The 25507-nt window shown below is 71.5% G+C and carries 21 protein-coding genes and 1 tRNA gene; 16 read left to right on the top strand and 6 right to left on the bottom strand.

Going from position 1 to position 25507, the window contains the following annotated elements:
• Window positions 1–15 precede the first annotated feature (15 nt).
• The 3 genes from PIR53_10130 (at window position 16) to PIR53_10140 (ending at window position 3287) form a co-directional block, all read left to right on the top strand.
• Window positions 16–1233, top strand: a complete 1218-nt coding sequence (locus PIR53_10130) for an FAD/NAD(P)-binding oxidoreductase (GenBank protein WZH54329.1) — start codon at window positions 16–18, stop codon at window positions 1231–1233.
• A 7-nt stretch (window positions 1234–1240) separates the two neighbouring features.
• Entirely contained in the window at window positions 1241–1939 is a 699-nt protein-coding gene (locus PIR53_10135) for a uracil-DNA glycosylase (GenBank protein WZH54330.1), read from the top strand.
• 106 nt (window positions 1940–2045) lie between these two features.
• The gene (locus PIR53_10140; protein WZH54437.1) at window positions 2046–3287 is read left to right on the top strand and encodes an IS30 family transposase; all 1242 of its coding nucleotides are present in this window, start codon (window positions 2046–2048) and stop codon (window positions 3285–3287) included.
• Window positions 3288–3345: 58 nt separating this feature from the next.
• Here PIR53_10140 and PIR53_10145 read toward each other — a convergent pair whose 3' ends face one another.
• Window positions 3346–3825 carry a MarR family transcriptional regulator gene (locus PIR53_10145; protein ID WZH54331.1) on the bottom strand — a complete coding sequence of 160 codons (480 nt, stop codon included), beginning with the start codon at window positions 3823–3825 and terminating at the stop codon, window positions 3346–3348.
• A gap of 113 nt (window positions 3826–3938) precedes the next feature.
• Between PIR53_10145 and PIR53_10150 the strand changes: the two genes are divergently transcribed.
• From PIR53_10150 to PIR53_10160, 3 genes are all read left to right on the top strand, one after another.
• Window positions 3939–4727 carry a class III extradiol ring-cleavage dioxygenase gene (locus PIR53_10150; protein WZH54332.1) on the top strand — a complete coding sequence of 263 codons (789 nt, stop codon included), beginning with the start codon at window positions 3939–3941 and terminating at the stop codon, window positions 4725–4727.
• A gap of 58 nt (window positions 4728–4785) precedes the next feature.
• The gene (pdxY, locus tag PIR53_10155) at window positions 4786–5667 is read left to right on the top strand and encodes a pyridoxal kinase PdxY (protein ID WZH54333.1); all 882 of its coding nucleotides are present in this window, start codon (window positions 4786–4788) and stop codon (window positions 5665–5667) included.
• A gap of 409 nt (window positions 5668–6076) precedes the next feature.
• Window positions 6077–7057 (top strand): pirin family protein, encoded by a 981-nt coding sequence (locus PIR53_10160; GenBank protein WZH54334.1) that lies wholly within the window; start codon window positions 6077–6079, stop codon window positions 7055–7057.
• 39 nt (window positions 7058–7096) lie between these two features.
• On the opposite strand, the gene PIR53_10165 is transcribed toward PIR53_10160, so the two are convergent.
• Window positions 7097–7169: transfer RNA gene (locus tag PIR53_10165), tRNA-Thr, on the bottom strand.
• Window positions 7170–7253: 84 nt separating this feature from the next.
• Between PIR53_10165 and PIR53_10170 the strand changes: the two genes are divergently transcribed.
• From PIR53_10170 to PIR53_10180, 3 genes are all read left to right on the top strand, one after another.
• Entirely contained in the window at window positions 7254–8513 is a 1260-nt protein-coding gene (locus PIR53_10170) for a DUF4032 domain-containing protein (GenBank protein ID WZH54335.1), read from the top strand.
• Window positions 8514–8522: 9 nt separating this feature from the next.
• Window positions 8523–9755, top strand: a complete 1233-nt coding sequence (locus tag PIR53_10175) for a GNAT family N-acetyltransferase (GenBank protein WZH54336.1) — start codon at window positions 8523–8525, stop codon at window positions 9753–9755.
• A gap of 166 nt (window positions 9756–9921) precedes the next feature.
• Window positions 9922–11097 (top strand): MFS transporter, encoded by a 1176-nt coding sequence (locus PIR53_10180; GenBank protein ID WZH54337.1) that lies wholly within the window; start codon window positions 9922–9924, stop codon window positions 11095–11097.
• Between the two features lie 54 nt (window positions 11098–11151).
• Here PIR53_10180 and PIR53_10185 read toward each other — a convergent pair whose 3' ends face one another.
• A complete protein-coding gene (locus PIR53_10185) occupies window positions 11152–11844 on the bottom strand; it encodes a hypothetical protein (GenBank protein WZH54338.1) in 693 nt (230 codons plus the stop codon).
• A gap of 127 nt (window positions 11845–11971) precedes the next feature.
• Here PIR53_10185 and PIR53_10190 point away from each other — a divergent pair, with 127 nt between their 5' ends.
• The 7 genes from PIR53_10190 (at window position 11972) to PIR53_10220 (ending at window position 20558) form a co-directional block, all read left to right on the top strand.
• A complete protein-coding gene (locus tag PIR53_10190) occupies window positions 11972–12328 on the top strand; it encodes a hypothetical protein (protein ID WZH54339.1) in 357 nt (118 codons plus the stop codon).
• Window positions 12328–13563: a hypothetical protein gene (locus PIR53_10195; protein ID WZH54340.1), complete on the top strand. Its 1236-nt coding sequence runs from the start codon at window positions 12328–12330 to the stop codon at window positions 13561–13563. The genes PIR53_10190 and PIR53_10195 overlap by 1 nt, the downstream gene beginning before the upstream one ends.
• 43 nt (window positions 13564–13606) lie before the next feature.
• Entirely contained in the window at window positions 13607–13900 is a 294-nt protein-coding gene (locus tag PIR53_10200; GenBank protein WZH54341.1) for a hypothetical protein, read from the top strand.
• Window positions 13897–16326 (top strand): hypothetical protein, encoded by a 2430-nt coding sequence (locus PIR53_10205; GenBank protein ID WZH54342.1) that lies wholly within the window; start codon window positions 13897–13899, stop codon window positions 16324–16326. The genes PIR53_10200 and PIR53_10205 overlap by 4 nt, the downstream gene beginning before the upstream one ends.
• Window positions 16257–17393, top strand: coding sequence for a hypothetical protein (locus tag PIR53_10210; GenBank protein WZH54343.1), 1137 nt, complete (start codon window positions 16257–16259; stop codon window positions 17391–17393). The genes PIR53_10205 and PIR53_10210 overlap by 70 nt, the downstream gene beginning before the upstream one ends.
• Window positions 17390–17677: a hypothetical protein gene (locus tag PIR53_10215; protein WZH54344.1), complete on the top strand. Its 288-nt coding sequence runs from the start codon at window positions 17390–17392 to the stop codon at window positions 17675–17677. Before PIR53_10210 ends, PIR53_10215 begins: the two co-directional genes overlap by 4 nt.
• 799 nt (window positions 17678–18476) lie before the next feature.
• On the top strand, window positions 18477–20558 hold the full coding sequence (locus PIR53_10220; GenBank protein WZH54345.1) for a hypothetical protein: 2082 nt from the start codon (window positions 18477–18479) through the stop codon (window positions 20556–20558).
• A gap of 694 nt (window positions 20559–21252) precedes the next feature.
• Here PIR53_10220 and PIR53_10225 read toward each other — a convergent pair.
• The 3 genes from PIR53_10225 to cysS are packed head-to-tail and all read right to left on the bottom strand — an operon-like array spanning window position 21253 to window position 25399.
• A complete protein-coding gene (locus PIR53_10225) occupies window positions 21253–22935 on the bottom strand; it encodes a metallophosphoesterase (GenBank protein WZH54346.1) in 1683 nt (560 codons plus the stop codon).
• Complete coding sequence (gene rlmB / locus PIR53_10230) at window positions 22932–23903, bottom strand: 23S rRNA (guanosine(2251)-2'-O)-methyltransferase RlmB (GenBank protein ID WZH54347.1); 972 nt, start codon at window positions 23901–23903, stop codon at window positions 22932–22934. The genes PIR53_10225 and rlmB overlap by 4 nt, the downstream gene beginning before the upstream one ends.
• A 41-nt stretch (window positions 23904–23944) precedes the next feature.
• Window positions 23945–25399: a cysteine--tRNA ligase gene (gene cysS, locus PIR53_10235; GenBank protein WZH54348.1), complete on the bottom strand. Its 1455-nt coding sequence runs from the start codon at window positions 25397–25399 to the stop codon at window positions 23945–23947.
• Window positions 25400–25507: the final 108 nt, after the last annotated feature.

The raw sequence follows: 25507 nt of genomic DNA on the forward strand, positions 1-25507 counted from the left end.
GTCACCGTGAGGGGCATGAGCGCACCTCGGGTCTTCGACCACGTCATCGTCGGCGGCGGGATGGCCGCCGACGCCGCAGCGAAGGGCATCCGGGAGCGTGACACGGATGCCTCGATCGCGATCCTCGGGGAGGAGCCGACGGCGCCCTTCCCGCGCCCGGCGCTGTCGAAGAAGCTGTGGACGGACCCGGACTTCACGTTCGACGACGCGGCCCTGGAGACCGAGGAGCAGACGGGCGCGACCCTGCGCCTCGACGACGCGGTCGTCGCGATCGACCCCGAGGCGCGGGAGGTGCGCACGCGCACGGGCGAGGTCTACGGCTACGGCAAGCTGCTGCTCGCCACCGGCGGGCGGCCGCGGCGGATCGACGGGCTCGACCCGGGCGAGCGGGTGCTCTACTTCCGCACGCTGACCGACTACCACCACCTGCGTCGACTGTCGGAGGACCACCCGCACGTCGCGGTGGTGGGCGGTGGCTACATCGGCTCCGAGATCGCCGCGGCGCTCGTGCAGAACGGCTGCACGGTGACGCTCGTCCACCCCGACGACGTGCTGGGCGGCTCGATGCTGCCGCCGACGCTGGCGCACCGCTACGAGACGCTCTTCGTCGACGCCGGCGTCACGCTCCGTCCCGGCACGAAGGTCAGCTCGGGCACCGCCGACGCGACGGGCGCCGAGCTCGTCCTCGACGACGGGTCCACCCTCACGGCGGACGTCGTCGTGGTGGGTCTCGGCATCGAGCCCGCGGGCGAGCTGGCCGGCGACGCCGGCATCGCGCTCGCCGACGACGGGAGCATCGAGGTCGACCGCCACCTGGCCACCAACGTGCCCGACGTGCACGCGGCCGGTGACGTCGCGACCTACACCGACCGCATCCTCGGCCGCACCCGCGTCGAGCACGTCGACAACGCCACCACGATGGGCACGGTGGCCGGGCGGATCCTCGCGGGCAGCGACGAGACCTACGACCACACCCCGTACTTCTACTCCGCCGTCTTCGGCACCCGCTTCGAGGCCGTCGGCACGCTCGACGCGTCGCTGCCGATCATCGAGGACCACCTCGACGACAAGCGGGCGGTGGCCTACTACCTCGACGAGGCCGGACGCGCCGTCGTCGGCGTGCTGCTGTGGGCCGTCGAGGAGCGTCGCGACGCCGCCCGCGAGGTGCTGGCCTCCCAGCCCCTCGCCGGGGGCGCGGACCCCGCGACGCTGGTCGGTCTCATCGGGGCATGATCGGGGCGTGAGCCTGCACGGACTGGTGGAGAAGGGTCTCGTCGCCGCGGACTGGGCCGAGGCGATGCGCGAGGTCGACCCGACGATCGACGAACGGGTGGCCGCCCTGGGGCAGTTCCTCCGGGCGGAGATCGCGGCCGGGCGGCCGTACCTGCCCGCGGGCGAGCACGTCTTCCGTGCGTTCGCCCGGCCGCTGGCCGACGTGCGGGTGCTCGTCGTGGGCCAGGACCCCTACCCCACGCCCGGCCACCCCATCGGCCTCAGCTTCGCCGTCGCCCGCGACGTGCGTCCGATCCCCCGCAGCCTCGCCAACATCTACCGCGAGCTCCACGACGACCTCGGCGTCACGCCGCCGGCGCACGGCGACCTCACGGCCTGGGCCGACCAGGGCGTCATGCTGCTCAACCGGTGCCTCACGGTGCGCCCCGGCGCCTCCGGGTCGCACCGCGGCCAGGGCTGGGAGCACGTGACGGCGACGGCGATCACGGCGTGGGTACGACGCGGTGGACCCCGCGTCGCCCTCCTCTGGGGCCGCGACGCGCAGGGCCTCGCCCCGCACCTCGGCGACGTGCCCTCCGTCGCGTCGGTGCACCCGTCGCCGCTCTCGGCCAGCCGGGGGTTCTTCGGGTCGCGGCCGTTCTCGAAGGTCAACGCGCTGCTCGAGGAGCAGGGCGGCGAGCCCGTCGACTGGGCGTTGCCGGGCTGAGGGTCGCGGGCGCGGCGGGCCGGGACTCCATCTGGCCCCGGAAATGTGCGCCTGGGGCAGGTCAGAGGCGGGCGGTTTCAAGGGGTTAGTGCAACGCCCTGTGTGGATGGGGTGTGTGGTGGCGATCTTGAGGTCGGTGCGGCTGGTGTTCTGGGCTGCGGTCGGGGAGGGGATGTCGATCGATGCGGCCGCGAGGTCTGCGGGTGTGTCGAGCCGGGCTGGGCATCGCTGGTTCGCTCAGGCTGGCGGGGTGAAGCCAGTTGCTGCACCGACCGCAGCCGGGTATCGACGGCTCTCAATCCTCGAGCGTGAACGGATCCATGCCGGCATGGAGCGAGGTGAGTCGATCCGGATGATCGCGGCGGCGCTCGGTCGGGCGCCCTCGACGGTGAAGCGTGAGATCGACAAGAACCTGTTCCACCAGCGGTACGGCTCCCCGGGTAGCCGTGGCCCGAAGCGGCGGGTGCCGTGGAACTACTCGCCCCACAGCGCGCAGCTACGGGCAGAGCGTCGGGCTCGTTGCCGGGCCCGGCCCGCGAAGCTGGTGCTGAACCAGCGGCTGCGGCAGGAGGTGCAGAATCGGCTGAGCGATGAGCACAGTCCCGCTCAGATCGCCTGGCGGCTGCGCCGTGACTTCCCCGACGATCCGGAGATGTGGGTGTCTCACGAGACGATCTACCAGTCGCTGTATGTGCAAGGCCGCGGCGCGTTGCGTCGCGACCTGCATACCCGGCTACGGACGGGACGAGCGTTGCGCAGACCGCGGCGCCGAGACGGTGAGCGACGCGGTCGGATGCCGGGCATGGTCAACATCAGCGAACGCCCCGCCGAGGTGGCCGACCGAGCTGTGCCCGGGCATTGGGAAGGCGACCTGATCATGGGCGGCACCGCCTCACGCAGCGCGATCGGCACCCTGGTCGAGCGGGCCACGCGTTTCGTGATGTTGCTGCACCTGCCCGAGGGCTACGGCGCCGACGCCGTCGAGCGCGCCATGGTCACCACGATGAGCCAGCTGCCCGAGGTGTTGCGCAAGACCCTGACCTGGGACCAGGGCCGAGAGATGAGCAACCACGTCCGGATCGCTGCCGCAACGGATCTGGAGATCTACTTCTGCGACCCCCACTCGCCCTGGCAACGCGGCACCAACGAGAACACCAACGGGCTGCTGCGTCAGTACTTCCCCAAGGGCTCCGACCTATCGGTCTATCAGGCCGACTACCTCGACCACGTCGCCCGCAAGCTCAACAACCGGCCACGCGCCACCCTTGACTGGAAGAGCCCAGCCGAAGCCCTCGACGAACTACTGTCCAACCCGACAGGACCAACCGGTGTTGCGCTAACAGGTTGAAACCGCCGCGACCGGGACTGCCCCAACGTCCCATTTCAGGAACCGGGCCGGCCCGACGTCAGCCGTCGAGCGTGCGCAGGTCGGACTCGTCGAGGTTGCTGCGCATCGTCGACGCGATCGCGGTGAGCTGCCGCACCTGGTCACGGTCGAGCCCGTCGAAGACGAGCTGGCGCACGGCGCGCACGTGGCCGGGCGCGGCGTCGACGAGCACGTCGTACCCCGCCGGGGTCAGCGTGCACTCCGTGACCCGGCGGCTGGTCGGCGAGGGCCGGCGCACGATCCAGCCGCGCAGCTCCAGCTTCTTCGCGACGTGCGAGAGACGCGAGAGGGAGGCGTTCACCCGGTGGGCGAGCTCGCTCATCGCCAACGTGCGCTCGGGGGCCTCGGAGAGCATCGCCAGCACCTGGTAGTCGAAGTGGGTCATGCCCGAGTCGCGCTGGGCCTGCGAGTCGAGGGCCGGACCGAGGCGCAGCAGCACCCCCACGAGGGCGAGCCACGCGTCCATCTCGTCGTCGTCGAGCCAGGGTGCGTCCGCCACGGTCCGCACCCTAGGCCATGGTCGAGGCGCACCGAGCGGGTGCGATCGAACCGAAATGCTTGAAACTTCAACCTTGTTGTCCTAGCATCGCACCGACGACAAGGAGAACCACCATGAGCACGCAGTCCGACCGCATGCCGGCCCTCTACATCGGGCACGGAGCCCCGCCGCTCCTCGACGACCCGGTGTGGTCCGGACAGCTCGCCGCCTGGGCCGCGACCATGCCGCGCCCGAAGGCCGTGCTCATCGTGTCCGCGCACTGGGAGTCGGCGCCGATCAGCCTCTCGGCCTCGGGCCCGGGCGTCCCGCTCGTCTACGACTTCGGCGGGTTCGCGCCGCACTACTACCAGATGCAGTACGCCACCCCCGACGCGTCCGCGCTGGCCGCCCGGGTGGCCGCGATGATGCCGGACGGCGAGCCGGTCCACCAGCACACCTCCCGCGGCCTCGACCACGGCGCGTGGGTGCCGCTGAAGATCATGTATCCCGAGGCCGACATCCCGGTCCTGCAGATGTCGCTCCCCACCGACGACCCCTACCGTCTCCTCGCCCTCGGCGAGCGCCTCCGCCCGCTGCGCGACGAGGGCGTGCTCGTCATCGGCTCCGGCTTCCTCACCCACGGCCTGCCGTTCCTCCGCGACTTCAGCATCGACGCGAAGGCGCCGGGCTGGTCGGTCGACTTCGACCTCTGGGCCGCCGACGCGCTCTCCCGTGGCGACGTGGACGAGCTCGCGGCGTACCGCTCCAAGGCCCCCGGCATGCCCTACGCCCACCCGAGCGTCGAGCACTACACGCCGCTCTTCATCACCCTCGGCGCTGCCCTGAAGGCCGACGAGCCGGGTGACCAGCGCATCGACGGCTACTGGATGGGCCTCTCCAAGCGCTCGCTGCAGATGGCCTGACGCCCTCACCCGTCCGCGGGCGGCGGGTCGGCGGGTCGTCGTGGCAGGATGCTCGGCCGTGAAGATCCTGTCGATCCAGTCGTCGGTCGCCTACGGCCACGTCGGCAACTCCGCCGCCACCTTCCCGCTCCAGCGCCTGGGTCACGAGGTGTGGCCGGTGGTGACGGTGCACTTCTCCAACCACACGGGGTACGGCGCGTGGCGCGGCCCCCTGCTCGCCCCGAGCGACGTCGCGGACGTCATCACCGGCATCGGCGAGCGGGAGGTCACGGGCACCGACGGCAAGCCGGTGAGCGTGCTCGCGACGGCGGACGCGGTGCTCTCGGGCTACCAGGGCGCGGAGGACGTCGGCGCCGTCATCCTCGACGCGGTCGCCCGCGTCAAGGAGCTCAACCCGGCCGCGGTCTACTGCTGCGACCCCGTGATGGGCGACGTCGGCCGCGGGATGTTCGTGCGGCCGGGGATCCCGGAGTACATGCGCGACCACGTCGTGCCCCACGCCGACATCCTCACGCCCAACCACTTCGAGCTCGACTTCCTCAGCGACCGCACCACACGCACCGAGGCCGACGTGCTCGACGCCGTCGACGCCGTCCGCGACCGCGGCCCCCGCGACGTGCTGGTCACCAGCGTCATCACCGACGAGACCCCCGCGGGCACGCTCGAGGTGCTCGCCGTCTCCGACGACGGCGCCTGGGCCGTGCGCACCCCCCAGCTCCCCATCGCCCCCAACGGTTGCGGCGACCTCACCTCGGCGCTCTACCTCGCGCACCTGCTGACGACGCGCTCGCCCCAGCTGGCCCTCGAGCGCACCACGTCGAGCGTCTTCAGCGTGCTGGAGGCGACGATCGCGGCCGGGACGCGCGAGATCCAGCTCATCGGCGCCCAGGCCTCCATCGCCAACCCGCCCGAGCGGTTCCAGGCGCGCCAGCTGCGCTGAGGTCGCAGCCCCGGCCCGGCCCGGCCCCGGCCCCTGCCCCGGCCCCGGCCCCGGCCCCGGAAAGAAAACGCGGACCGCGCCCGACCGGCCCAGATCCGGTCGAAAGAAAACGCGGACCCGAGCCCCCTCCCGATCGGCGTGTCGGGCCCACGGGTCCGCGTTTTCCTTGCCCCGGCCTCCGGCCCCGCGCACTTTCTTTCTCTGCGTCCGCGTTTTCCTCAGCCCGGTGCCGGCGCCGCCCCGACAGGCGTACGACGCCGGGAGCGGCGCCACGCACGCCGTACCGTCCCGTGGTCGTGGCCCCACCGCCCGGGAAACGACCCCCTGCGGCCACAGATCGAACCGGGAACATCTTGCGCCCCCATCTAGTTCAATGTTCAACTAGATCACCCGAGCCGAGGAGACCCCGATGCCTGCTGTGAACGTGCCCGACTGGACCGTCCTCCCCCGTACCGTCGCGGCGCTCCCCGGCGCCGAGGACCGTGCGGTCGTCAGCGTGACCACCGCCCCGCAGGGCTACGAGGGCGAGGGCTTTCCCGTGCGCCGCGCCTTCGCCGGCGTGGACGCCCGCCTGCTCGACCCGTTCATCCACCTCGACCAGATGGGCGAGGTGGAGTACGCGCCGGGCGAGCCCAAGGGCACCCCATGGCACCCGCACCGCGGCTTCGAGACCGTGACCTACATGATCGACGGGGTCATGGACCACCAGGACAGCCACGGCGGTGGCGGGTCCATCACCGACGGCGACACGCAGTGGATGACGGCCGGCTCCGGCCTGCTCCACATCGAGGCCCCGCCGGAGTGGCTCGTCAGCAAGGGCGGCCTCTTCCACGGCCTGCAGCTGTGGGTGAACCTGCCGAAGGCGTCGAAGTGGCTGCCGCCGCACTACCAGGACCTCCGCTCCAGCGAGGTCGGCCTCGGCACCTCCCCCGACGCGGGCGCGCTCATCCGCGTCATCGCCGGCGAGGTCGACGGCATCCACGGTCCGGGCAGCACCCACACCCCGATGGCGATGGTGCACGCGACCGTCACGCCGGGCGCCGAGGTCGTGCTCCCGTGGCGCACGGACTTCAACGCGCTGGTCTACGTGATGTCGGGCAACGGGTACGTCGGCGGTGAGCGCCGTCCGATCGGCACCGGTCAGCTCGCCGTGCTCGGTCACGGCGAGACGGTCACCGTCGGCGCCGACCGCGCGCAGGAGTCGCGCCACGAGGCGCTCGAGGTCGTGGTGCTCGGCGGCCAGCCGATCCGCGAGCCGATCGCCTGGATGGGCCCGTTCGTCATGAACACCCGCGCCGAGGTGCTGCAGGCGTTCGAGGACTTCAACAAGGGCCGGCTCGGCACGATCCCGGCGGTGCCCCACGGCGACGTCCAAGGCGAGATCCGCTGACGCGGAGGCCCGACCGAGGGCCGGCAGGACGAGGAGGAGGGCCGCCTGCGGGACTCGAACCCGCAACCTTCGCATTACAAGGGCGCTGCGCTACCAGTTGCGCCAAGGCGGCATGCCGCGTCGGCGAGCGAGCGGCACGGGCATCGTAGAGGGCTGAACGGCCCGCGATGTTCTAGGGTCGGGCGCGGAGGAACCCATGGCACTTCGCATCGTCGCGAGCCGGCCCGACCCGGCGCTCCTCGCCCTGCCTTGGGCGACCCCGCTCGAGGAGTGGACCGAGCACGTGGTCCCGCTCCCCCGCGGCCTGTCGCGCCACGTGGTGCGCATCGTCCAGCTGCCCAGCACGCGCGGGCCGGGGCCGATCGTCGCGGTCAAGGAGACCGTCGAGCAGATGGCGTTCCGGGAGCACCGCACGCTGCGCGACCTGCAGCGCGCGGGGCTCCCCGCCGTCGTACCGCAGGGAGTGGTGACCGGCCGCACCACGCCGGACGGCGAGGAGCTCCCCGCTGCCCTGCTGACGGAGCACCTTCGCTTCTCGCTCCCCTACCGCAGCCTCTTCGCGCGCGGCTCCGGGACGGACTACGTGCCCTCGCTCGTCGACGCGCTCGTCGTGCTGCTGGCCCGGCTGCACCTCGCGGACTTCTACTGGGGCGACGTGTCGCTCTCCAACGTGCTCTTCCGGCGCGCCGCGGGCGGGTTCGCGGCGTACCTCGTCGACGCCGAGACCGGCGAGTGGCGCAATCCCCTGTCGGACAACCTGCGGGCGTACGACGTCGAGGTGGGGTGCCAGAACGTCTTCGCCGAGCTGCTCGACCTGCAGGCCGCCGGGTCGCTCGCCGCCGACGTCGACATCCGCGGGGTCGTGCGGATGGTGCAGGAGCGCTACGAGGCGCTGTGGGCCGAGCTCACCAGCACCGAGGAGTTCTCGACCGACGAGATGTGGCGGATCGAGCGTCGCATCGACCGGCTCAACGAGCTCGGCTTCGACGTCGAGGAGCTCGACATCGTGACGGACTACGACGGCGACCGGGTGCAGATCCAGCCCCGGGTCGTCGAGGCCGGGCACCACTGCCGCGAGCTGCGCGCCCTCACGGGTCTCAACGTCGAGGACGCGCAGGCCCGGCGCCTGCTCAACGACATCGCGGCCTTCACGGCCCACCACGGCCTCGGCGGCGCGGACCGCTCGCTGGTGGCGCACCGGTGGCTGACGGAGGTCTACGAGCCGTTGTCGGCGATGATCCCGCCGGACAGCCGCGGCAAGCGCGAGCCGGCGGAGGTGTTCCACGAGGTGCTGGAGCACCGGTGGTACCTCTCCGAGCAGGCCGGCCACGAGGTCGACATCTTCCTGGCGGCGCGGGACTACGTCGATCACGTGCTCACGCGCCTCGAGGAGGAGGCCGTCACGCCCGACGTCGCCACCGAAACCGAGTCGATCGAGGACGCGTCCCGCCCGTAGGTTCCTCCCATGGCCCTCCACACCCGCCGGCTCGGTCCCGACGACACCCAGGAGGTGCTCGACCAGTCGCTCGCGCTGGGGGTCGAGGCGTTCGGGCCCTACCCGGCGCACCTCCCCCGGCCGCCGATGCCGGAGCCGGGGTCGTGGCCCGACGGGGTCTCGATGTGGGCGACGTTCGAGGATGCCGCCGACGACGCCGGGGACCCGCGCATGGTCGCCCGCGTGCGCACCCACGCCTACACCTCGTGGTGGGGCGGCGCCGCGATCCCGACCTGCGGCTTCGGCGGCGTGGTCGTGGCGGCCGAGCACCGCGGCGCCGGGCTGCTCACCGAGCTGTTCGCCTCGTCGCTGCGGGAGGCCGCCGACCGGGGCGACGCCATGTCGGGGCTGTTCCCGACGGCCCCCGGCATCTACCGGAAGTTCGGCTACGAGGTCGCGACCGCGCTCGACACCGTGCAGGTCCCGCTGGCCGACCTGGCCGGGGTGCGGCCGGCGCCGTCCGTGCGGGTGCGCCGCGCGACCCCCGCCGACGAGCCGGCGATCGCCGCGACGTACGACCTCTGGGCCCGCGAGCAGAACGGGCCCCTCACCCGCCGCGGCCCGCTCTTCGCGAAGCCGAAGGAGCGCGGCCCCGCCGAGGGCGTGACGCTCGCCGAGGAGCGGTCGCCGGACGGTGGGTGGCGGGCGGTCGGGTACGTCGCGTGGGAGCGGGAGGCCGGGTACGGCGCGGACAAGTCCCTCCAGGTCGACGACCTGGTCGCGCTCACGGGCGACGCCGCCCGCGCGCTGTGGAAGGTGGTCGCGTCGTTCTCGTCGGTCAACGGGTCGGTGCAGCTCGAGACGTCGGACCCGGACGCGGCGCGCCTCGTGCTGCCGTCACTGGCGTGGCAGCGCGTGAAGTCCCACCCCTACATGGTGCGGGTGCTCGACGTGCCCGGGGCGCTGCTGCCGCGGACCTATCCCGTGGACGGGACGGCCGTGTTCGAGGTGGCCGGGGACGTGCTGGGGCTGGTCGAGGGGACCTGGGAGCTGGGGGTGGTGGACGGCGTCGCGTCGGTACGGCGCGTGTCCGGGGCCGAGGCGCCGCGGCTGACCGTCAACGGGTTGTCGCTGCTGCAGGCCGGGGCGCAGTCGTGCGCGAACCTGCGGATGCTGGGGGTGCTGGACGGGCCGCGGGAGCACGACGGGCTGCTCGACGCGTGGTTCGGGGGGCGGCAGGTGCACGTGCGGGACTACTACTGACCACCTGACACGTCGCTAAGGTGGGGGTCATGTCGAGCCCCGAGGCAAACAAGCAGGGGGTTGCCGGTCACGCCGTCAGCCCCCAGCACCCCTGATCCCGGTCCCCTGACCGGCGCTGGCGCCGTGACGAGACGTCCCTGTCGACCTCGTCCCTCGGAGCCCACCCGTGCCTGCCCTGCCCAGACTTCCCCTTGCCCTCTACCTGCTCGCCCTGGCGGTCTTCGCCATGGGTACGTCGGAGTTCATGCTCGCCGGCCTCGTGCCGCCGATCGCTGTGGACCTCGGCGTCTCCGTCGGCGCTGCCGGCCTGCTGACCTCGGCGTTCGCCGTCGGCATGGTCGTCGGGGCCCCCGCCATGGCCGCCTTCGCCCGCCGGTGGCCGCCGCGCGCCACCCTGCTCGGCTGCGTCGTCGTCTTCGCGCTCTGCCACGTGGTCGCCGCGACCACCCCGGACTTCGCCGTGCTGCTCGCGACCCGCGTGGTCGCGGCCGTCGCCAACGCCGGCTTCCTCGCCGTCGCGCTCGCCACCGCGACGCGCATCGTCCCGCCCGACCGCACGGGGCGCGCGGTGGCCGTGCTGCTGTCCGGTACGACGATCGCGATGGTCGTCGGCGTACCCGCCGGTTCCCTCCTCGGTACGGCGCTGGGCTGGCGCTCCACGTTCTGGGCGGTCGCGCTGCTCTGCGTGCCGGCGGCGCTCGGGATCGTGCTCGGCGTGCGGGTCGGTCGTGTGGTCGATCCCGACGAGCGCCACACTCCCCTGGGCCGCGAGCTCGCTGCGCTGCGCGCACCTCGGTTGCTGGTCGTGCTGCTGCTCGCCGCGCTGGCCAACGGCGGCACCTTCGCGGCGTTCACCTTCCTCGCGCCCGTCGTGACGGAGACGGCCGACCTCGGTGAGGCGTGGGTGTCGGTGGCCCTCGTGCTGTTCGGGGTCGGATCGTTCCTCGGGGTCACCGCCGCCGGGCGGCTCGCCGACCAGCACGCCCGGACCACGTTGCTCGCGGCGACGCCGCTCGCGGTGCTCGGCTGGGCGCTGCTGGCCCTGCTCGCGGCACACCCCGTCGCCCTGCTCGGGCTGGTCCTCGCGCAAGGTGCGGCGGCGTTCCTCGTCGGCAGCGTGCTCATCGCGCGGGCGCTGCACGCCGCGACGGACGCGCCCACGATGGGCGGCTCCTACGCGACGGCCGCGCTCAACCTGGGCGCCACCGTGGGTCCGGCACTGGGTGCGGTCGCGATCGCTGGCGCAGGCGCGCGGGGGCCGCTGGGGGTGGCCGTCGCGCTGAGCGCGCTGGCCCTCGTCGTGCTCCTCGGGGCGCGACGCGTCGTCGTACCGCGGGAGTGACGGCGCCGCGGGTGGGATCGGTTGCTCATGGAGCAACGGATCCCACCCACCGCGTCAGAGCGTGCGGATGAACGCGTCGACCCGCTCGCGCGTGATGACGAAGCCGGGCGGCAGGTCGGCCATGTAGCCGTGGCCGCCCGGCTCGATGTCGAACGGCGGGTCGCCGCACGGCAGGTGGGGCAGCAGGGTGTCGGAGTCGAACGGCTCGTCCTCGGCGACGAGCTCGACGGTCGTGGGGTCGATGACGCGGATCTGCAGCTGTGAGCCCCACACCTCCCACGTGGTGGTGCGCCCCTCGATCTGGTCGGTGCACTCGAGCCGCACGTACTCCGACCCCGGCACCACGTCGACGCAGATGAGCGCGTTGAGGTCGTCCCACTCGTTCACGTCGGACGGGAGCGCCCACGGGCGGTCGAGGCCGATCGGCGTGTAGAAGCCGCGCAGCTCCGGCGCCTGGTCGGGCACCTCCAGGTCCTCGATCGCCATGAGGGCCTGCATCTGCTCGACATCGCCCGGATAGGGCTGGGCCCCTGCCACGACCGCTTCCTGGCGACAGGCGGGCCCCATCTCGACGGAGGTCGGGTCGATGGTCGGGAGCTCGGTCGGCGTCGTCGATGCCTCCGACGACGCGTCCGGTGGCCCGGAGCGGGACTCGTCCGGCGACGCACCGCTGCACCCGCTCGCCGCCAGCAGGAGCACGAGCCCGGCCCACCCGGCCACCCGCGCCTCGCGCGATCGACCGCGCATCCGCTCCACCTCCCTGACGAGTGTTGCCAGAAAATTGTTACCACACATATGTTTGCCCGGTCGTCTGGTGGGGAGGACGACCGCAGGGCTCTCACCGGGGGGAGCCTCGGGTTTCAGGGGGAGACTCATGGCAGACGTAGTTCTCGACGACGAGCGCGTGGCGCTCGTCCGCGCCGCCATCGGACGGCTCACCGAGAGGCTGGCGCAGTGCGCCGACGGCATCGCCGCCGTACCGTCCCGCAGCTTCGGCGGCTCCGCCGTCGGCATCGAGGCAGCGGCGCAACGAGCGGGCGCCCTGCGCACGCAAGAGCTGGAGCTGCGGTCGGTGGTGCAGTACCTCGACGAGGTCCTGGGCGCCTTCGACGCGGCGGCCGACGACGTACGCACGTCCGACGAGCACGCCAGCGACCTGCTCCACGAGGTGCTGATCACCCTGAGCACCGTGGCCGACCGCGTCGGGCGGTGCGCCCGCGAGGCTTTCTGATGGGCCCGAACGAGCGCGCCCTGCTCGAAGCGCTGCAGGGCGCGGACGACACCGACCCGACGGCGGCGATCGGCGCGGGACCCTTCGCCGTCCTCGGCAGCCTCGCCGCCGTGGGCGACACCCACTGGTCGGGGGTCGGGCAGGAGGTCGCCGACACCCGCACCGAGCTCGGCCCCGTGGTCAGCGACGTGCGCGACGGCACCGTCCTCGGCGCCACCCCCGCCAGTGCGATGCTCGCCTCCATCGAGCGCGCCGCCGCCGACCTCACGGCGCGCGTCGAGGCGCTCACCACAGGCGCGGGCGCCGAGGCGACCGCGGGGTGGGCGCTGTTCGCGGCCCGGGCGGCGTACCAGTCCGAGGGTGACCCCGCCCCCGCCCCCGCTCCCCGCGCGACGCCCGTCCCCGCCGGTACGCCGCCGGATGAGCGCGTCGCGACGGCGCTCGCCGACAGCCAGGCGCGCCAGGCCCACGAGCAGGCGCTCGCCGCGCGCGAGGCCCGGATGGGCCAGATCCTCACCACGCTGACCGCCGAGCTGGCCGCGTCACGTGACGCGTTCGCGGCGATCAACGCGGAGACGGGGCGGGACCGTGGAGGCGACGGAGGTACGTCGCAGCACGACGCCCGCGGCACCGGAAGCGGCACGGTGACGGCCGGCGGTGCGGGTGACGTCGTCCCTGCGCGCGCTGATCTCGATGGGTCGCAGCCGCACACCGGACACTCGGCAACGAGCTCGCCGCACGGCCTCGTCCTGGGCAGCCCGGCATCGGCCGACGCCGGGACCTCCGGTCCCGCGGGCGCCGGTCTCACCCTCGGCGGCGGGCTCGCGACGGGCATCGGCGCCGCTGCGGGTGCCGCGGCGCTCGGCGCCGGTGCCGTCGTCGCCGCGCGCCGGGCCCTCGGCGGCCTGACGGCGCGCGGAGCCACCGGACCGGTCGGCTCGGCGAGATCGACCACCCGCACCACCGCCCGGCCCACCTCTCGACCAGGTGTCCTCGGCGCCCCGGCGACGGCAACGTCCACCGCGAGCCGGGCGGCCAACAGCACGGCCCGACCGGCGGGCACCGGCGGAACGCGCGGCGCTGGACCGCTCGCGGCCGGGCACTCCGCGAGCAACGCCGCCGGCGGACGACGCGGCCGCCGCACCGACCGCGACCGCGCCGCTGACCGCGTCCACTACCCCGGCGACGGCGACGGGCTGGACGACCAGCCGAGCGGACCGCCGGTCCTGCGCTGACGCCGTACGTCCACGCTCATCTCACTCTCGGGGGAACATCGACATGCTGGAGCTCGACGTCGACGCCGTCACCACGGCCGGCACGTGTGCTGCCGCCGCCGGCGAACGCCTCGCCGCCATCACCACGCCCGACGCACTCGCGGGGGTCGCCAGCGCGCTCGGCCTCGGCCAGACACCGGCGGCCGTCGCCGCGGTGACGGCGCGCTGGGAGGGACTGCGTACGGCGCTGGCGACCGGCATGACGACCTACGGCGCCGGCCTGGTGGAGGCCGCGGCGACGGTGCAGGAGACCGACCTGGTGCAGGTCGGTCGCTACGACGCGCGGACACCGCTGTGAGCGCCGTGCTGGGCTGGCGCCCTGACGTGCTGGCTGCTGCGGCCGACGCCCTGGCCGCCGCGCGGACGCAGCTCGCCGCGCTCGAGGGCGACGTCGAGGCGGCGCGGCCGCCGCGGACCTGGCAGGGCGCGGCAGCGGAGGCTGCGCGGGCGCAGTTCCGGGTGCTCGACGCCGACTACCTCGACCACGTCGCCGAGGTGACCGTCGTGGTCGCGGCGCTCGACGAGGCGGCCACCACGATCCAGCGCGCGCTGCGGGACATCGACACCGCCCTCGCCGCCGTCCGCGGCCGCGGGTGGAGCGTCGTCATCGTCGGTGACGCCGTGACCTGCACGCCTCCGCCCGCGAGCGACGGCGACCTCCTCACGCCGCTCGAGCGTCCGGCGATCACCGAGCTGACCACGCAGATCACCGACGCGATCGCCGCGGCGCGGGACGCCGACGCCGCCCTGGCCGCCGCGCTCGCGTCGGTGGCCAACGGCGAGGTCGACACGACCGCCCAGTCCGCACCGCGCGCCGCATTGCCTCCCGAGCTGCGCGCGCTCAGCACTGCCGACCTGCTGGAGCTGGCGCTGGACGACCCGGGCGCGGTCGCGCCGTACGCCGAGTTCCTCACCACCGCCCAACGCGAGGCGATCACCGCCCGCCTGACGAGCGAGAACCTGGCGGTCGCCCAGCTCGGCGCCGAGCCGGTGACCGAGGCCGACGGCGAGCGCGTGCTGCGGATCGCGGGCGCGACTGCCGCCTTCGCCGCCGATCCGGGCATCGCCACCGGCGTGCTCGAGCAGCTGGGGCCCGAGGGCTTCCTCGACGCGCAGCTCACGGCCCAACCGTGGAGCACCAGCCTCGGCGACGTCACCGCAGGCGACCCGGTCGGCGCGCACCAGAACGCCATGCGGGAACTGCTGGCCCGCGGTGACGCGCTCGACCCCGTCTGGGCCGATCGGCTGGTCGCGCACGCCGGGGCGACGACGTACGGCGCACCCGACGGCAGCGCCGGCGTGAACGGCCTCCAGGTGCTCGGCCCGCTGCTCGCCGGGGAGGGCCACGCGCCCCACCTGCTCACCGCGGCCGGGGGCGCGATCCTCGACCACGAGCGCGCCGTGCTCGTGGCGAACGGCGGCGAGCCGCACCCCTGGGCGCCGGACGGCAGCACGTGGCGCACGGACTACGGCGACGGCCGCGGCACAGGTGCCGACCCGCTCGTCGGCGTGCTCGACGGGGTGGCCCACACCCCGGAGGCGGCGACCTCGTTCGTCCTCGACCTGGCGCCGCCGGAGGGCGCGGGGACGGACTTCGCGACGTACGACGGCTCTGAGCTTGCCTATCTCCTCAAGGACCGCAGCTGGCCCGACGAGAGCGGTGGCTCGCTCGTCGGCCACGAGGCGCTGCGCGACACGCTCGCGGCGGCGGTGACGCCGGACGCCGGCTACGCGCCCGGCCCTGGCGACGACCCCCGCTCCCCCGGCACCCGCGCCGCGGAGGCGATCGTCGGCGTCGCGGGCAGCGACGTCGACCACGTGGGGTCGCTGACGGCGCCGTTGGCAGAGGGGTACGCCGCGGTGCTGGCGACGCACGTCAACGACGTGTTCGGGGTGTACAACCCCCTGGCCGAGGCGTCTCCCGCCGCCGCGATCCCCGGGTGGTATGACCCCCCGTGGGGACATGCGGACTTCGCGACGGCAGCCCTCGACAACCTGCTCCCCGCGATCGGCGGCCACCCGGAGGCCGGCGCGATGCTGGCGCAGCAGACCCGTGCGTACGCCGAGACCGGCCTGCTGACCACGCTTCAGGGCGCCGAGCACCTCGACGCCGACGGGTGGGAGGACCGGGTCGAGCACGCGCGCCTGACCTACGTCGAGGAGCTGGGCACCGTCCGGGGGCACCTGTCGGACGGGTATGCGGCGGCCGCAGCCGCGAACCAGGAGGCCTCCGACGCCGACGCCAACGAGCGGGGCTTCTTCGAGGCGCTGGAGCACGGGACCGGCTACGCGCTCACGATCGGCGCGGGCGAGGTCGTGAACACCGCCACGGAGCGCTACGGCCTCGCGGGACCGTTGTCGGGCGTGCTGGGCGATGTCGTCAACGCAGGGGTCGACTGGTCTGTGAGCGAAGTGTTCGAGGAGCCGCCCCCGGTCGACACCTCCCGCGAGAGCGCCTGGCAGGCATCGCTCGACCTCGGCGACCTCCGTCTGCAGAACACCCTCGTCATCAACAACGCCGTCTACGAGAGCGTGCCGGTGGAAGAGCTGCCCGATGAGCTGCGAACGGACGACGGCGCGCGGGTGCGGATGACAGAGATGACGCCGGAGCAGCAGAACGCGTGGGCGGCCCACACGCTCTCAGGGACGTCGCGGTGGTCGTCGGCCGCAACCGCGCTGGCGATGGCCGAGGACCGAGGCTCTCGGACCGGCGGCGACTCGTGAGACGGCCCGCCCGACGCACGCTTCTGATCGCTGGCGCCGCGCTCCTGGTCATCGTCGGCGTGACACTCGTAGCGCTGCGCTCGGGTGACGACCGGGGACCCAGCGACGACCTCAGGGAGGCCGTCGCCGACGAGCCGGTCGGCGCCTGGTGGAGCACCGAGATCGAGGGGGCTGGCGCGCCCGGCAGCCCGGACCGCGTCCGCCACCTGCTCACCGAGGTCGCCTGGAACGACGGTCAGGCTGCCGCCTTGGCGCGCGGCCTGGCGGAGTCGACGGCGACGCTCGCGGACGCAGCACCGGACCGGTACGACGCGGCCCGCGACCGTGCGCGTGCCCTGCTCGTCGGCATCGGTGGCGCCGACCAGGACGTGGACGTCCGGCTCCAACCTGCGGTGCTCGACTTCCTCCAGCCGTGGACAGGTGCGATGAACGAGGTCCTCACCGGCATGATCGTCCCGGCGCCGCCAAACGCCAATCCCGACGACACCACCGAGGCTGGTCGACTCGCGCTCGCGCTCTGGTACGTCGGCCCCGATCCCATCGACGTCAGCGCGCCCGAGGAATGGCTCGTCGACAGCGACGTCCTGCTCGACGCGTTGGCGAACGTGGGCGACGACCCCGACGCCGCGGCCGAGTTCGTCCGCGCCTGGGCCGCGTGGACGGTGCCGCTCGCCAGCGCCGATCTGATGGCGGGTGGTCATGCCGAGACGGTCGGGCTGACCTGGTTCGCGCCGCTCGCTGACGCCGTCGCCTCCTTCACCTACGACCGCTGCCTCGGCGAAGCCCGCGGCAGCACCGCGTGCCTGTCGGAGGAGATCGCCACTCTCGTTGTTCCGTCCGCGCTGCGCGCCGCGTACGACGCGGTGCCGCCCTCGCTGCTACCGGAGCGCGTCGTCGTGAGCGGCCAGCGGGTCGACTGGGAGAAGCTTGATCGGAACCAGCGGGCGGCGCTCGCCATGTGGTGGAATTGGGACGGCTACCCGGGGCCGAGGGACTTCTGTCCCGGGCTGGTCGACAGCTGGAGTGCGTGTCCCGCGCCCGAGGTCGACGTCGGAGGATGGCGATGAAGCGCCTATTCCGCCGGTCGGTGCTGGCGGCCGCACTGGTGCTCACTTTCGTCGGGGTGGTCGCCGTTCTGCTGCGGCCCGACGACGGCCGCGCTCCGAGCGACGACCTCGTCACCGCAGTCGCGGACGACCCCGTGGCCGTGTGGTGGAGCAGCGAGGACGAGGACGCTGGTGCGCCCGGCAGCCCCGAGCGGCTCCGTCACCTGATCACCGAAGTCGGCCGAAGCGACGACCAGGCAGCGGCTCTGGCCCGCGGTCTCACGGCATCGACCGCCGGCCCGTAGGACGCGGCTCCCGAGCGGTTCGACGCGGCCCGCGACCGCTTGCGATCCCTCGTCAGCGCTCTCGGGGACCCGGACCTCGTCGTTGGCACACGACTGCAGCGGGCCCCCCTCAAGTTCCTCGCACCGCGGACCGGCACCTTCTCAGCAAACACAGGTCGGATCTCCCCGCGCGAGGTGAGCGCTTCCGATGATCCCACGGGGCGTCTCGCTCTGTGGCGAGCCGGTGACCCCCAACCTCCCGTGACAGCCAAACCCCTTTTCAGCGCAATGGCGGAATCTGGGCGACGTACGCGACTACCGCGATCCGGCGCCGCTAGTCGTGGACTTGGGCTGCACCACGTCTAGGCCGGAACGGTACGTCATCCTTCGTGCGCGGCCACACCGACTAGATTGCCCAGCTGGTCGCCCTCTAGCCGTCGGTGTGCTGGGCGGTGACTGGGGGCGCACCGTCGAACGTCGGTGGTCCGCGCCGGCGGCGACAATCGTGGGCGCGCTTGGTCCGCGAGCGGTGCTTGCGCGCTGCAGGGTCCGTAATGCACTGTGAGAACCGGGCCGTTAGCGGGTGCTCAGATCGGTGACGTTGCGCTCGACGTGCGAGAACGTACCTGTCGCACAGTTGTCGGACCGGACGTGCTTGATGGCGAGCGCGTCGGTGGACGACCTCGAGGATGAGCAGGCCGAGGCGCTCGTGACATGAGGAGTCGTTCCAATGATCCAACTCGCGGAACTGTTGGAAGCCCGCCGAACGGGCGACCCAGTTCGTAGGGTACCGGCACCCCATTGGCTACGGCCAGACGACTTGAGCGCGGCAGCATATGCGGACAATTACGTGTACGCAGAAACAATTCGCGATGCAATCCTGAGCAAGGAGAGGAGCGACCCCAGGGGCATCAGCCTGGTTGGACTGGTGATCATCGGCGACCTGACCTTGAGCTCATGCAAGTTGAACATTCCGCTCAGCATCAGCGGCTCGCACGTCCTCGGAAAAGTTGAACTTACCGATTCGCGAACCATGCGCCTGAAGCTCTCTGACCACCGCTCCCCAACGGTATATCACGAACCTGTCTCTCTAAGTGGCGCGGAGATCGATGGGGCGTTGTTTGCTGCGTCCGCGCAATTCCGCGACGGACTGAGCATGATTAGCACCTCGATTCACGGACTGGTCTCACTATTCAATGCTGACTTTTCTGCCACAACTCGAAACTCCGCACTAATTGCAGACGGCCTGCGCGTCGAGGGAGACACGCTCTTATCCGAGGCGTCCATGCACGCTTCGGTGTCGATGCGGCGGAGTGAGATTGGGGGCGACCTCATGCTTGGCGGCGTGAGCTTCGACCGCCCATATGCAGCGGCGTTTATCGGAGACGGCATGCGCGTCGGTGGATCGCTCCTAGCTCCCGATACAACAGCCGCGGGCTCAATCTCGATTGTCGGTGCGAAGATCTCAGGACAACTTGTTCTCGGCGACAGTGTTCTCGTGGCGCCACCCGAGGAGGGGGCCTCGGTAGTCGCAGACGGCGTCACAGTCGGATCGGACTTCGTCGCAGACCGGCTTTACTCGTTGGGCGCACTGCGCATGCCCGGGGCAGTAATCCATGGTCAACTGCGGTTACGTTCGGCCAACCTTCTTGGATCACCAATAGCATTTCTCGGGGACTCGATGGAGGTGCGCGAAATCGCCTCATTCGAATCAACTTATGCGCAGGACAGTTTTAGACTCATTGGCTCTGAATTCAAAGGTCAACTCGATCTGCAGAAGTTCATTCAGCGAGGCTCATCCGATTCGGAAGAGGCGACTATGCTGCTTGAGGGGATCAGAGTTTCGGGCGGCGTTTTCGGGGAAAAGGTTTCTGCAACTGTCTCAGTGTCGTTCGCCCGAGCGCGGATCTCGGGCGCCTTGGATCTAGAGCATCTCAATATGCACACCGATTCGTCCCAACCTGAGCTCAATCTACGCGGCATGGTTCTAGACGGCGACCTACTCCTACAAACCGTTTCCGGGGCACCGTCAATAGGCCTGTCAGACGCTCGGATTCACGGATCAGTCACATTGGCGGAGTCCGCAGTTGATCTCGTCCGCGCAGATCGACTTGAAGTGGCCGGCGTGCTTGATCTTTCAACCAAAAAAAGATTCAAAGCCTCTTTCGAAGGTGCTTCAATATCAAGGTTCCATATTCGGAACAATCAGAAGCCAGTCGACTTGATCGCAATGGAGAGCGTTTTTGGCTGGAAAATCGGAGCATTCAGCGGTCCTCCCTTTCAGAATGTTCGACACGTCGAACAGTGGCTATCGTCGTCCAGTTCACCTGAGTCCTCAGACGGCGGCCAAGCCTGGGAGGAAGTTGCACGAGCATTCGAACGCGGCGGTCGCCCCGCTGACGGAAGGTGGCTGCGTTACCGTTCCTCGGTTCGATCGACGCGGACAGCTTCCACCTCCGCGCGAGCTTGGCGAACTGCATATCGAGCCATTTGTGGTAGCGGACATTATCCGTGGATGGCTGTGGGCTGGTTGATTGTCGTCTTTGTTGCCGCCTTCGCGGCGGCCTCGCTGTCGGGCCCCAACTTCACAACGGCCGCCACAATTGGGATTCGTGCGGACCTCTCGAGTTCGAGCCCGACAGGAGAACAATCGTTTATCAAACCCACCGTGGGGCGACCGAAAGCATCTCAATGGAACCAAAATTGGGAAGTTTCGCAATTTTCGGCAACCTCCTACGCAGCAAGTATTGCATTCCCGGTTACCAACTTATCGGTGTCCGACTCTTGGACTCCGCCTCGTGGACCTCTGAGTTTGTACTTTTCGCTACTGAAGGCGGCGGCATGGATATTAACGGCACTGCTACTTGCGGGAGTGGCAGGCGTGCTCCGACGTGTACCGTAACCTATTCGGCTTTCTCATTGGGCGAAGCTAACACTTCAAGACCCCTATGCCGATGTCCAGCAAGCTGCGCCGCGCAAACGCAGGGACACCGCCGTGCGGGTTCGCGCGCTGAATCAGCTCTCAACCATGCGAGCAACCCAGCCTCCCTGGCGGGGAACCTCTCTCTGACTGAGGACACCCGTCTGGTGCAGGCACCCAGAGGTGCAGGGGCTTCGATAATCGAGGCTTGATCGCTCACAAAAGGAGTCGCCAACACGGTTGCCACCAATTGTCGACGTCACGCCCCGGGATTTTCGCTGCGCGGGGCCCCGACTGCTTCGCGCCCGCACTACGACGGCGACCTGCTGCATCGCTGCCGCGTCGTTGATCCACTTCATGGTCACGTCGTTGCCAGACGCTAGGAATGAGATGGAGCGTCCCACCATTCCATTGGCCTGCTCGAACAAAGAGACAATGCCGAACGGAAACGGCTCAAGATCGCAGCCGCCGAGGTTCTTCGCGTTACAGAGGATCCGGCTGTCCGTCGCGATCAGAACACCCGTCCGAACAGTGTCCAAGCCAAGACTCTTGACTTCGTAGGTCCATTGGACGCGCCTTGCCACCTGCTCACCAGGGTTCCGGTATGCGATGGCTCGTTTCAGCAACTTGTCAAGGTTCACAGTGTAGTGAATTTAGCGCCGACGCTGGCCCCGGCCTACGGCGCCTGCGTCTCCGACCCGTCTCCCGTCGCGGCATCCCCGCCGTCACCATCCTCCAACGGCACCACATCCGTCGGCCCCGTCGGCGCGGTCGGCTCGATCGGCTGCTCGACGTCCCCCGCGGCGTACTCCAGCGGCACGTACTCCCCCACGTCGAACCGCCCGTTGGGCTGCAGGATCACCCACTGCATCCCGACCGGCCGCCCGTCGCGGTACGTGATGAGCGTCGTCTCCGCCTGACGCCGTGGCTTGCTGCCGACGGCGATCGCATAAGCGGCACCGCCGGTCGTGCCCGCCGTGAACGTGTAGCCGATCTCCCCGTTCTCGCCCTCGACCGGCGTCGGCCCGGAGCGCACGTGGATGTGGCCGCCGATCACCAGGTCGACACAGCCGGCCGACAGGGCGTCGCGGCCCAGCGAGGCGTCGTGCACGAGCAGCGTGTTGATCCGCTCCTCCGACGCGCAGGCATCCTCGGTGATCCGGTCGCGCACCTCGTCGAAGGTCAGGCCCGGCTCGTCGCGCCAGTTGCCCAGCCCCGAGGAGCGTGGGTCGTCGATGCCCATCAGCGTCGAGTCACCCGGGCCGTCCACGACGGAGCCGTCGAGGCGCACCCACCCGAGGTCACCCAGGTAGTCGCCCACGAAGTCGCCGTGGTCGTGGTTGCCGATGACCGACCAGCGGTCGTAGTCGGAGAACGCCCGCTGCACCGAGTCGAGCGAGAACGCCTCCCACGGCTGCCCGGTCGACGTGTCGTCGCCGCCGTCGAACACCGCGGTCGCGCCGGCCGCGTCACCGATGGCGCGGGCGACCGGGTCCATGCCGATGTTGTCGTGGCGGTCGGTCACGAACACGACCACCGTCTCGTCGTCCTCCGGCTGCCGCAGCTCGAGGTCGTCCACCTTGTCGACGGCCGCGGAGTAGAACGTCAGCGACGTGTCGTAGGTCGACACCGCGCTCTCGATGAGACGCCGCGACTGCGTCGTCGTCACGTCGGAGCGCAGCTCCAGCGACGCTGCCTCCGCGGGGAGCGGGACCTCGGGGCCGAGGAAGTCGGCCAGCGTGATCCAGGTGTCGTCCTCGTCCTGGGCCTCCCCCGTGGTCACGTCGTCGCCGTCCCACGGCTGCCACACGAGAGCCACGGCGACCGCCAGCGCCGTCCCCGACGCCAGGCCGCGACGGCTCACCGCGCCGCGCACCAGCTCGCGACGCCGCCGCGCGCCGAGCAGCAGCCAGAGGGCGACCGGTACGGCGCCTGCGACCGCCCCGCGCAACGCCGCGGAGATCGCCATGTCGGTGACGAGGTCCGTCACCTTCGCGATCTGGGCATCGGGCTGGGAGGCGATGAACGCATACCGCGACACCAGTTCCTCCGTCGTCGCCGCCTCCGTCTTGCCGAGGCGCACGTCGACCCCGACGGGGCTGTCGATCGGCAGCCGCACGTCGGGCAGGATCGCGCCCGGTTCGACGACGGCATACTGCGAGAGCGTCGGCCGCACCACCGCGTCGTGGCCCGCGATCACCGTCTCCCGGCTGCTGCCGAGGAAGAGCATCATCCCGACGACGCCGGCGATGACCACCCACGCGGCCAGCAGTCCGAGGACGGTGACGGCCCGCGCCGTACGGCGGCGGAGCCGCCCCTCAGCGAGAGCGGGCGCAGCGGCGGAGGACGCCTCGGTCACGAGCCGGCGAGCCTCGCCTGCGCGACGGCGTAGAGCGCCACGGAGGCCGCAACCCCCGCGTTGAGCGACTCGACGTCGTTGGCCATCGGGATCGAGACGAGCTGGTCGCAGTGCTCGCGCACGAGCCGCGACAGGCCCGCGCCCTCGGAGCCGACGACCACGACGAGCGGGCCGTCGGCGAGGTCGAGGGCCGGGAGGTCCACGTCGCCCTCGGCCGCGAGACCGACGACCATGAGGCCGGCGTCGGCGTAGGCCTTCAGCTGCCGGTTGAGGTTCACCGTCTGCGCCACCGGGATGCGGGCGGCCGCACCGGCGGAGGTCTTCCACGCCGACGCGGTCATGCCCGCCGCGCGTCGCTCCGGGATGACGACGCCGTGGGCGCCGAACGCCGCGGCCGACCGTACGACGGCACCCAGGTTGCGCGGGTCCGTCACCGAGTCGAGGGCGACGATGAGCGCGGGCTCGCCGAGCTCGTCCGCGCGGTCGAGGAGGTCGTCGGGGTGGGCGTACTCGTAGGGCGGGATCCGCGCCGCCAGGCCCTGGTGCACCGCACCGGAGGTCAGGCGGTCGAGCTCGCTGCGGCTCACCTCGAGCAGCGGGATCGTCCGCTCAGCGGCCTCGGCGAACGCCTCGCGCAGCCGGCCGTCGCGCTCGGCGCCCTCCGCGACGTACAGCGCGTTGATCGGCACGCCCTCGCGGAGCGCGTCGACGACGGGGTTGCGCCCGGCGATCCACTCCGCGTCGCCGCTGCCGCGCTTGCGCTGCGCACGCGGGGACGACGAGCGCTTCGCGGCGAGGCGCTCCTTGGCCTTCTTCGCCTTGTGGGTCTTGTGGTATTCGCGGTCCTCGGCACGCGGCGTCGGCCCCTTGCCCTCGAGACCACGCCGCACGCGCCCGCCGGACCCCGCGGTGGGGTTGCCCTTCGAGCTCTTGCGGACCGATCCGCGTCGCTGGGAGTTGCCCGCCATGTCCTACTCGTCTCCTCTAGTTCGTGCGCGCTGGGTGCGCGTCACGCGATCGTCCAGGTCGCCCCGTCGGGCGTGTCGGTGACCTCGATGCCGGCCGCCTTGATGCGGTCGCGGATCGCGTCCGCGGCCGCGAAGTCCTTCGCCGCCCGCGCCGCCGCCCGCTCCTCGAGCAGGCCGGCCACGAGCACGTCCACCGCCGCGGTCAGGCCAGCGTCGGCCGACGGCGTCGGCCACGCCTCGTCGGCGGGGTCGAGGCCGAGCACCGCCAGCATGGCGCGGACCGCCACGCCGTGGACGCGGGCCGCGGCGGCGTCGCCAGCGGCCAGCGCCTTGTTGCCCTCGCGCACGGCGTCGTGCAGCACGCCGACCGCCGTCGACGTGCCGAGGTCGTCGTCCATCGCCGCCACGAAGCCCTCGGGCAGCACGTCGAGGAGCGATCCAGGGAGCTCGAGCGCGCCCGTCGCCGCCGCCCGCTCGAGGAAGTGCTCGACCCGGGCGAACCCGGCCGCCGCCTCCGCGAGCGCCTCGAAGCTGAACTCCACGTGGGAGCGGTAGTGCGCCGCCACCAGGTAGTAGCGCAGGTCGATGCCCCGGAACTCCTCAAGGATCACCGGGATCGACAGCGTGTTGCCGAGCGACTTGCTCATCTTCTCGCCGGCGGTGGTGATCCACGCGTTGTGCATCCAGTACGACGCGAAGTCACGCCCCGCGGCACGCGACTGGGCCTGCTCGTTCTCGTGGTGGGGGAAGCGCAGGTCGAAGCCGCCGCCGTGGATGTCGAAAGCGTCACCGAGGTACTTCCCCGCCATCGCCGAGCACTCGATGTGCCACCCCGGACGGCCACGGCCCCACGGGGAGGGCCACGACGCGGTGAGCGGCTCGCCCTCCTTGTGGCCCTTCCAGAGGGCGAAGTCGCGCGGGTCGCGCTTGCCGCGCGGGTCGGCGTCGGCCGCCGCCTCCATGTCGTCGATGCCCTGGCGCGTCAGCTCGCCGTAGGCGGGCCACGAGCGCACGTCGAAGTAGACGTCGCCGGAGCCGTCCTCCGCGGCGTACGCGTGCCCGCGCCCGATGAGCTCCTCGATGAGCTCGAGCATCTCGGGCACGTGGCCCGTCGCCGCCGGCTCGTAGGTGGGCGGCTCGACGTTGAGCGACGCGTACGCCGCCGTGAGCTGCCGGTGCATGAGCTGGGCGTGGGCGTACCAGGGGCGTCCCGCCGCCGCGGCCTTCGTGAGGATCTTGTCGTCGATGTCGGTGACGTTGCGGATGAAGGAGACCGCGTAGCCGCGCACCTCCAGCCAGCGCCGCAGCACGTCGAAGTTCACGCCCGAGCGCACGTGGCCGACGTGGGGCTCCGACTGCACCGTGAGACCACAGACGTAGACACTGACCTCGCCCTCGCGGAGGGGTCGGAAGTCACGGACCTCGCGGGTCGCGGTGTCGAAGAGCCTGAGCGTCACCCGGATGAGTCTAGAGGCGGTCGGACGCCACCTGCGCATCCCGGACGACCGCCGCGCTCGGTGGATATCGCCCCCGGCACCGCGCACCTACGGTTCCCGCTCAACCCGGGCCGCACGAGGCGGTCCGACCCGAGCGAAGGAGAGGCC

The sequence above is a fragment of the Nocardioides alkalitolerans genome (assembly GCA_038184435.1).
GTDB classification, from domain to species: Bacteria; Actinomycetota; Actinomycetes; order Propionibacteriales; family Nocardioidaceae; genus Nocardioides; species Nocardioides alkalitolerans_A.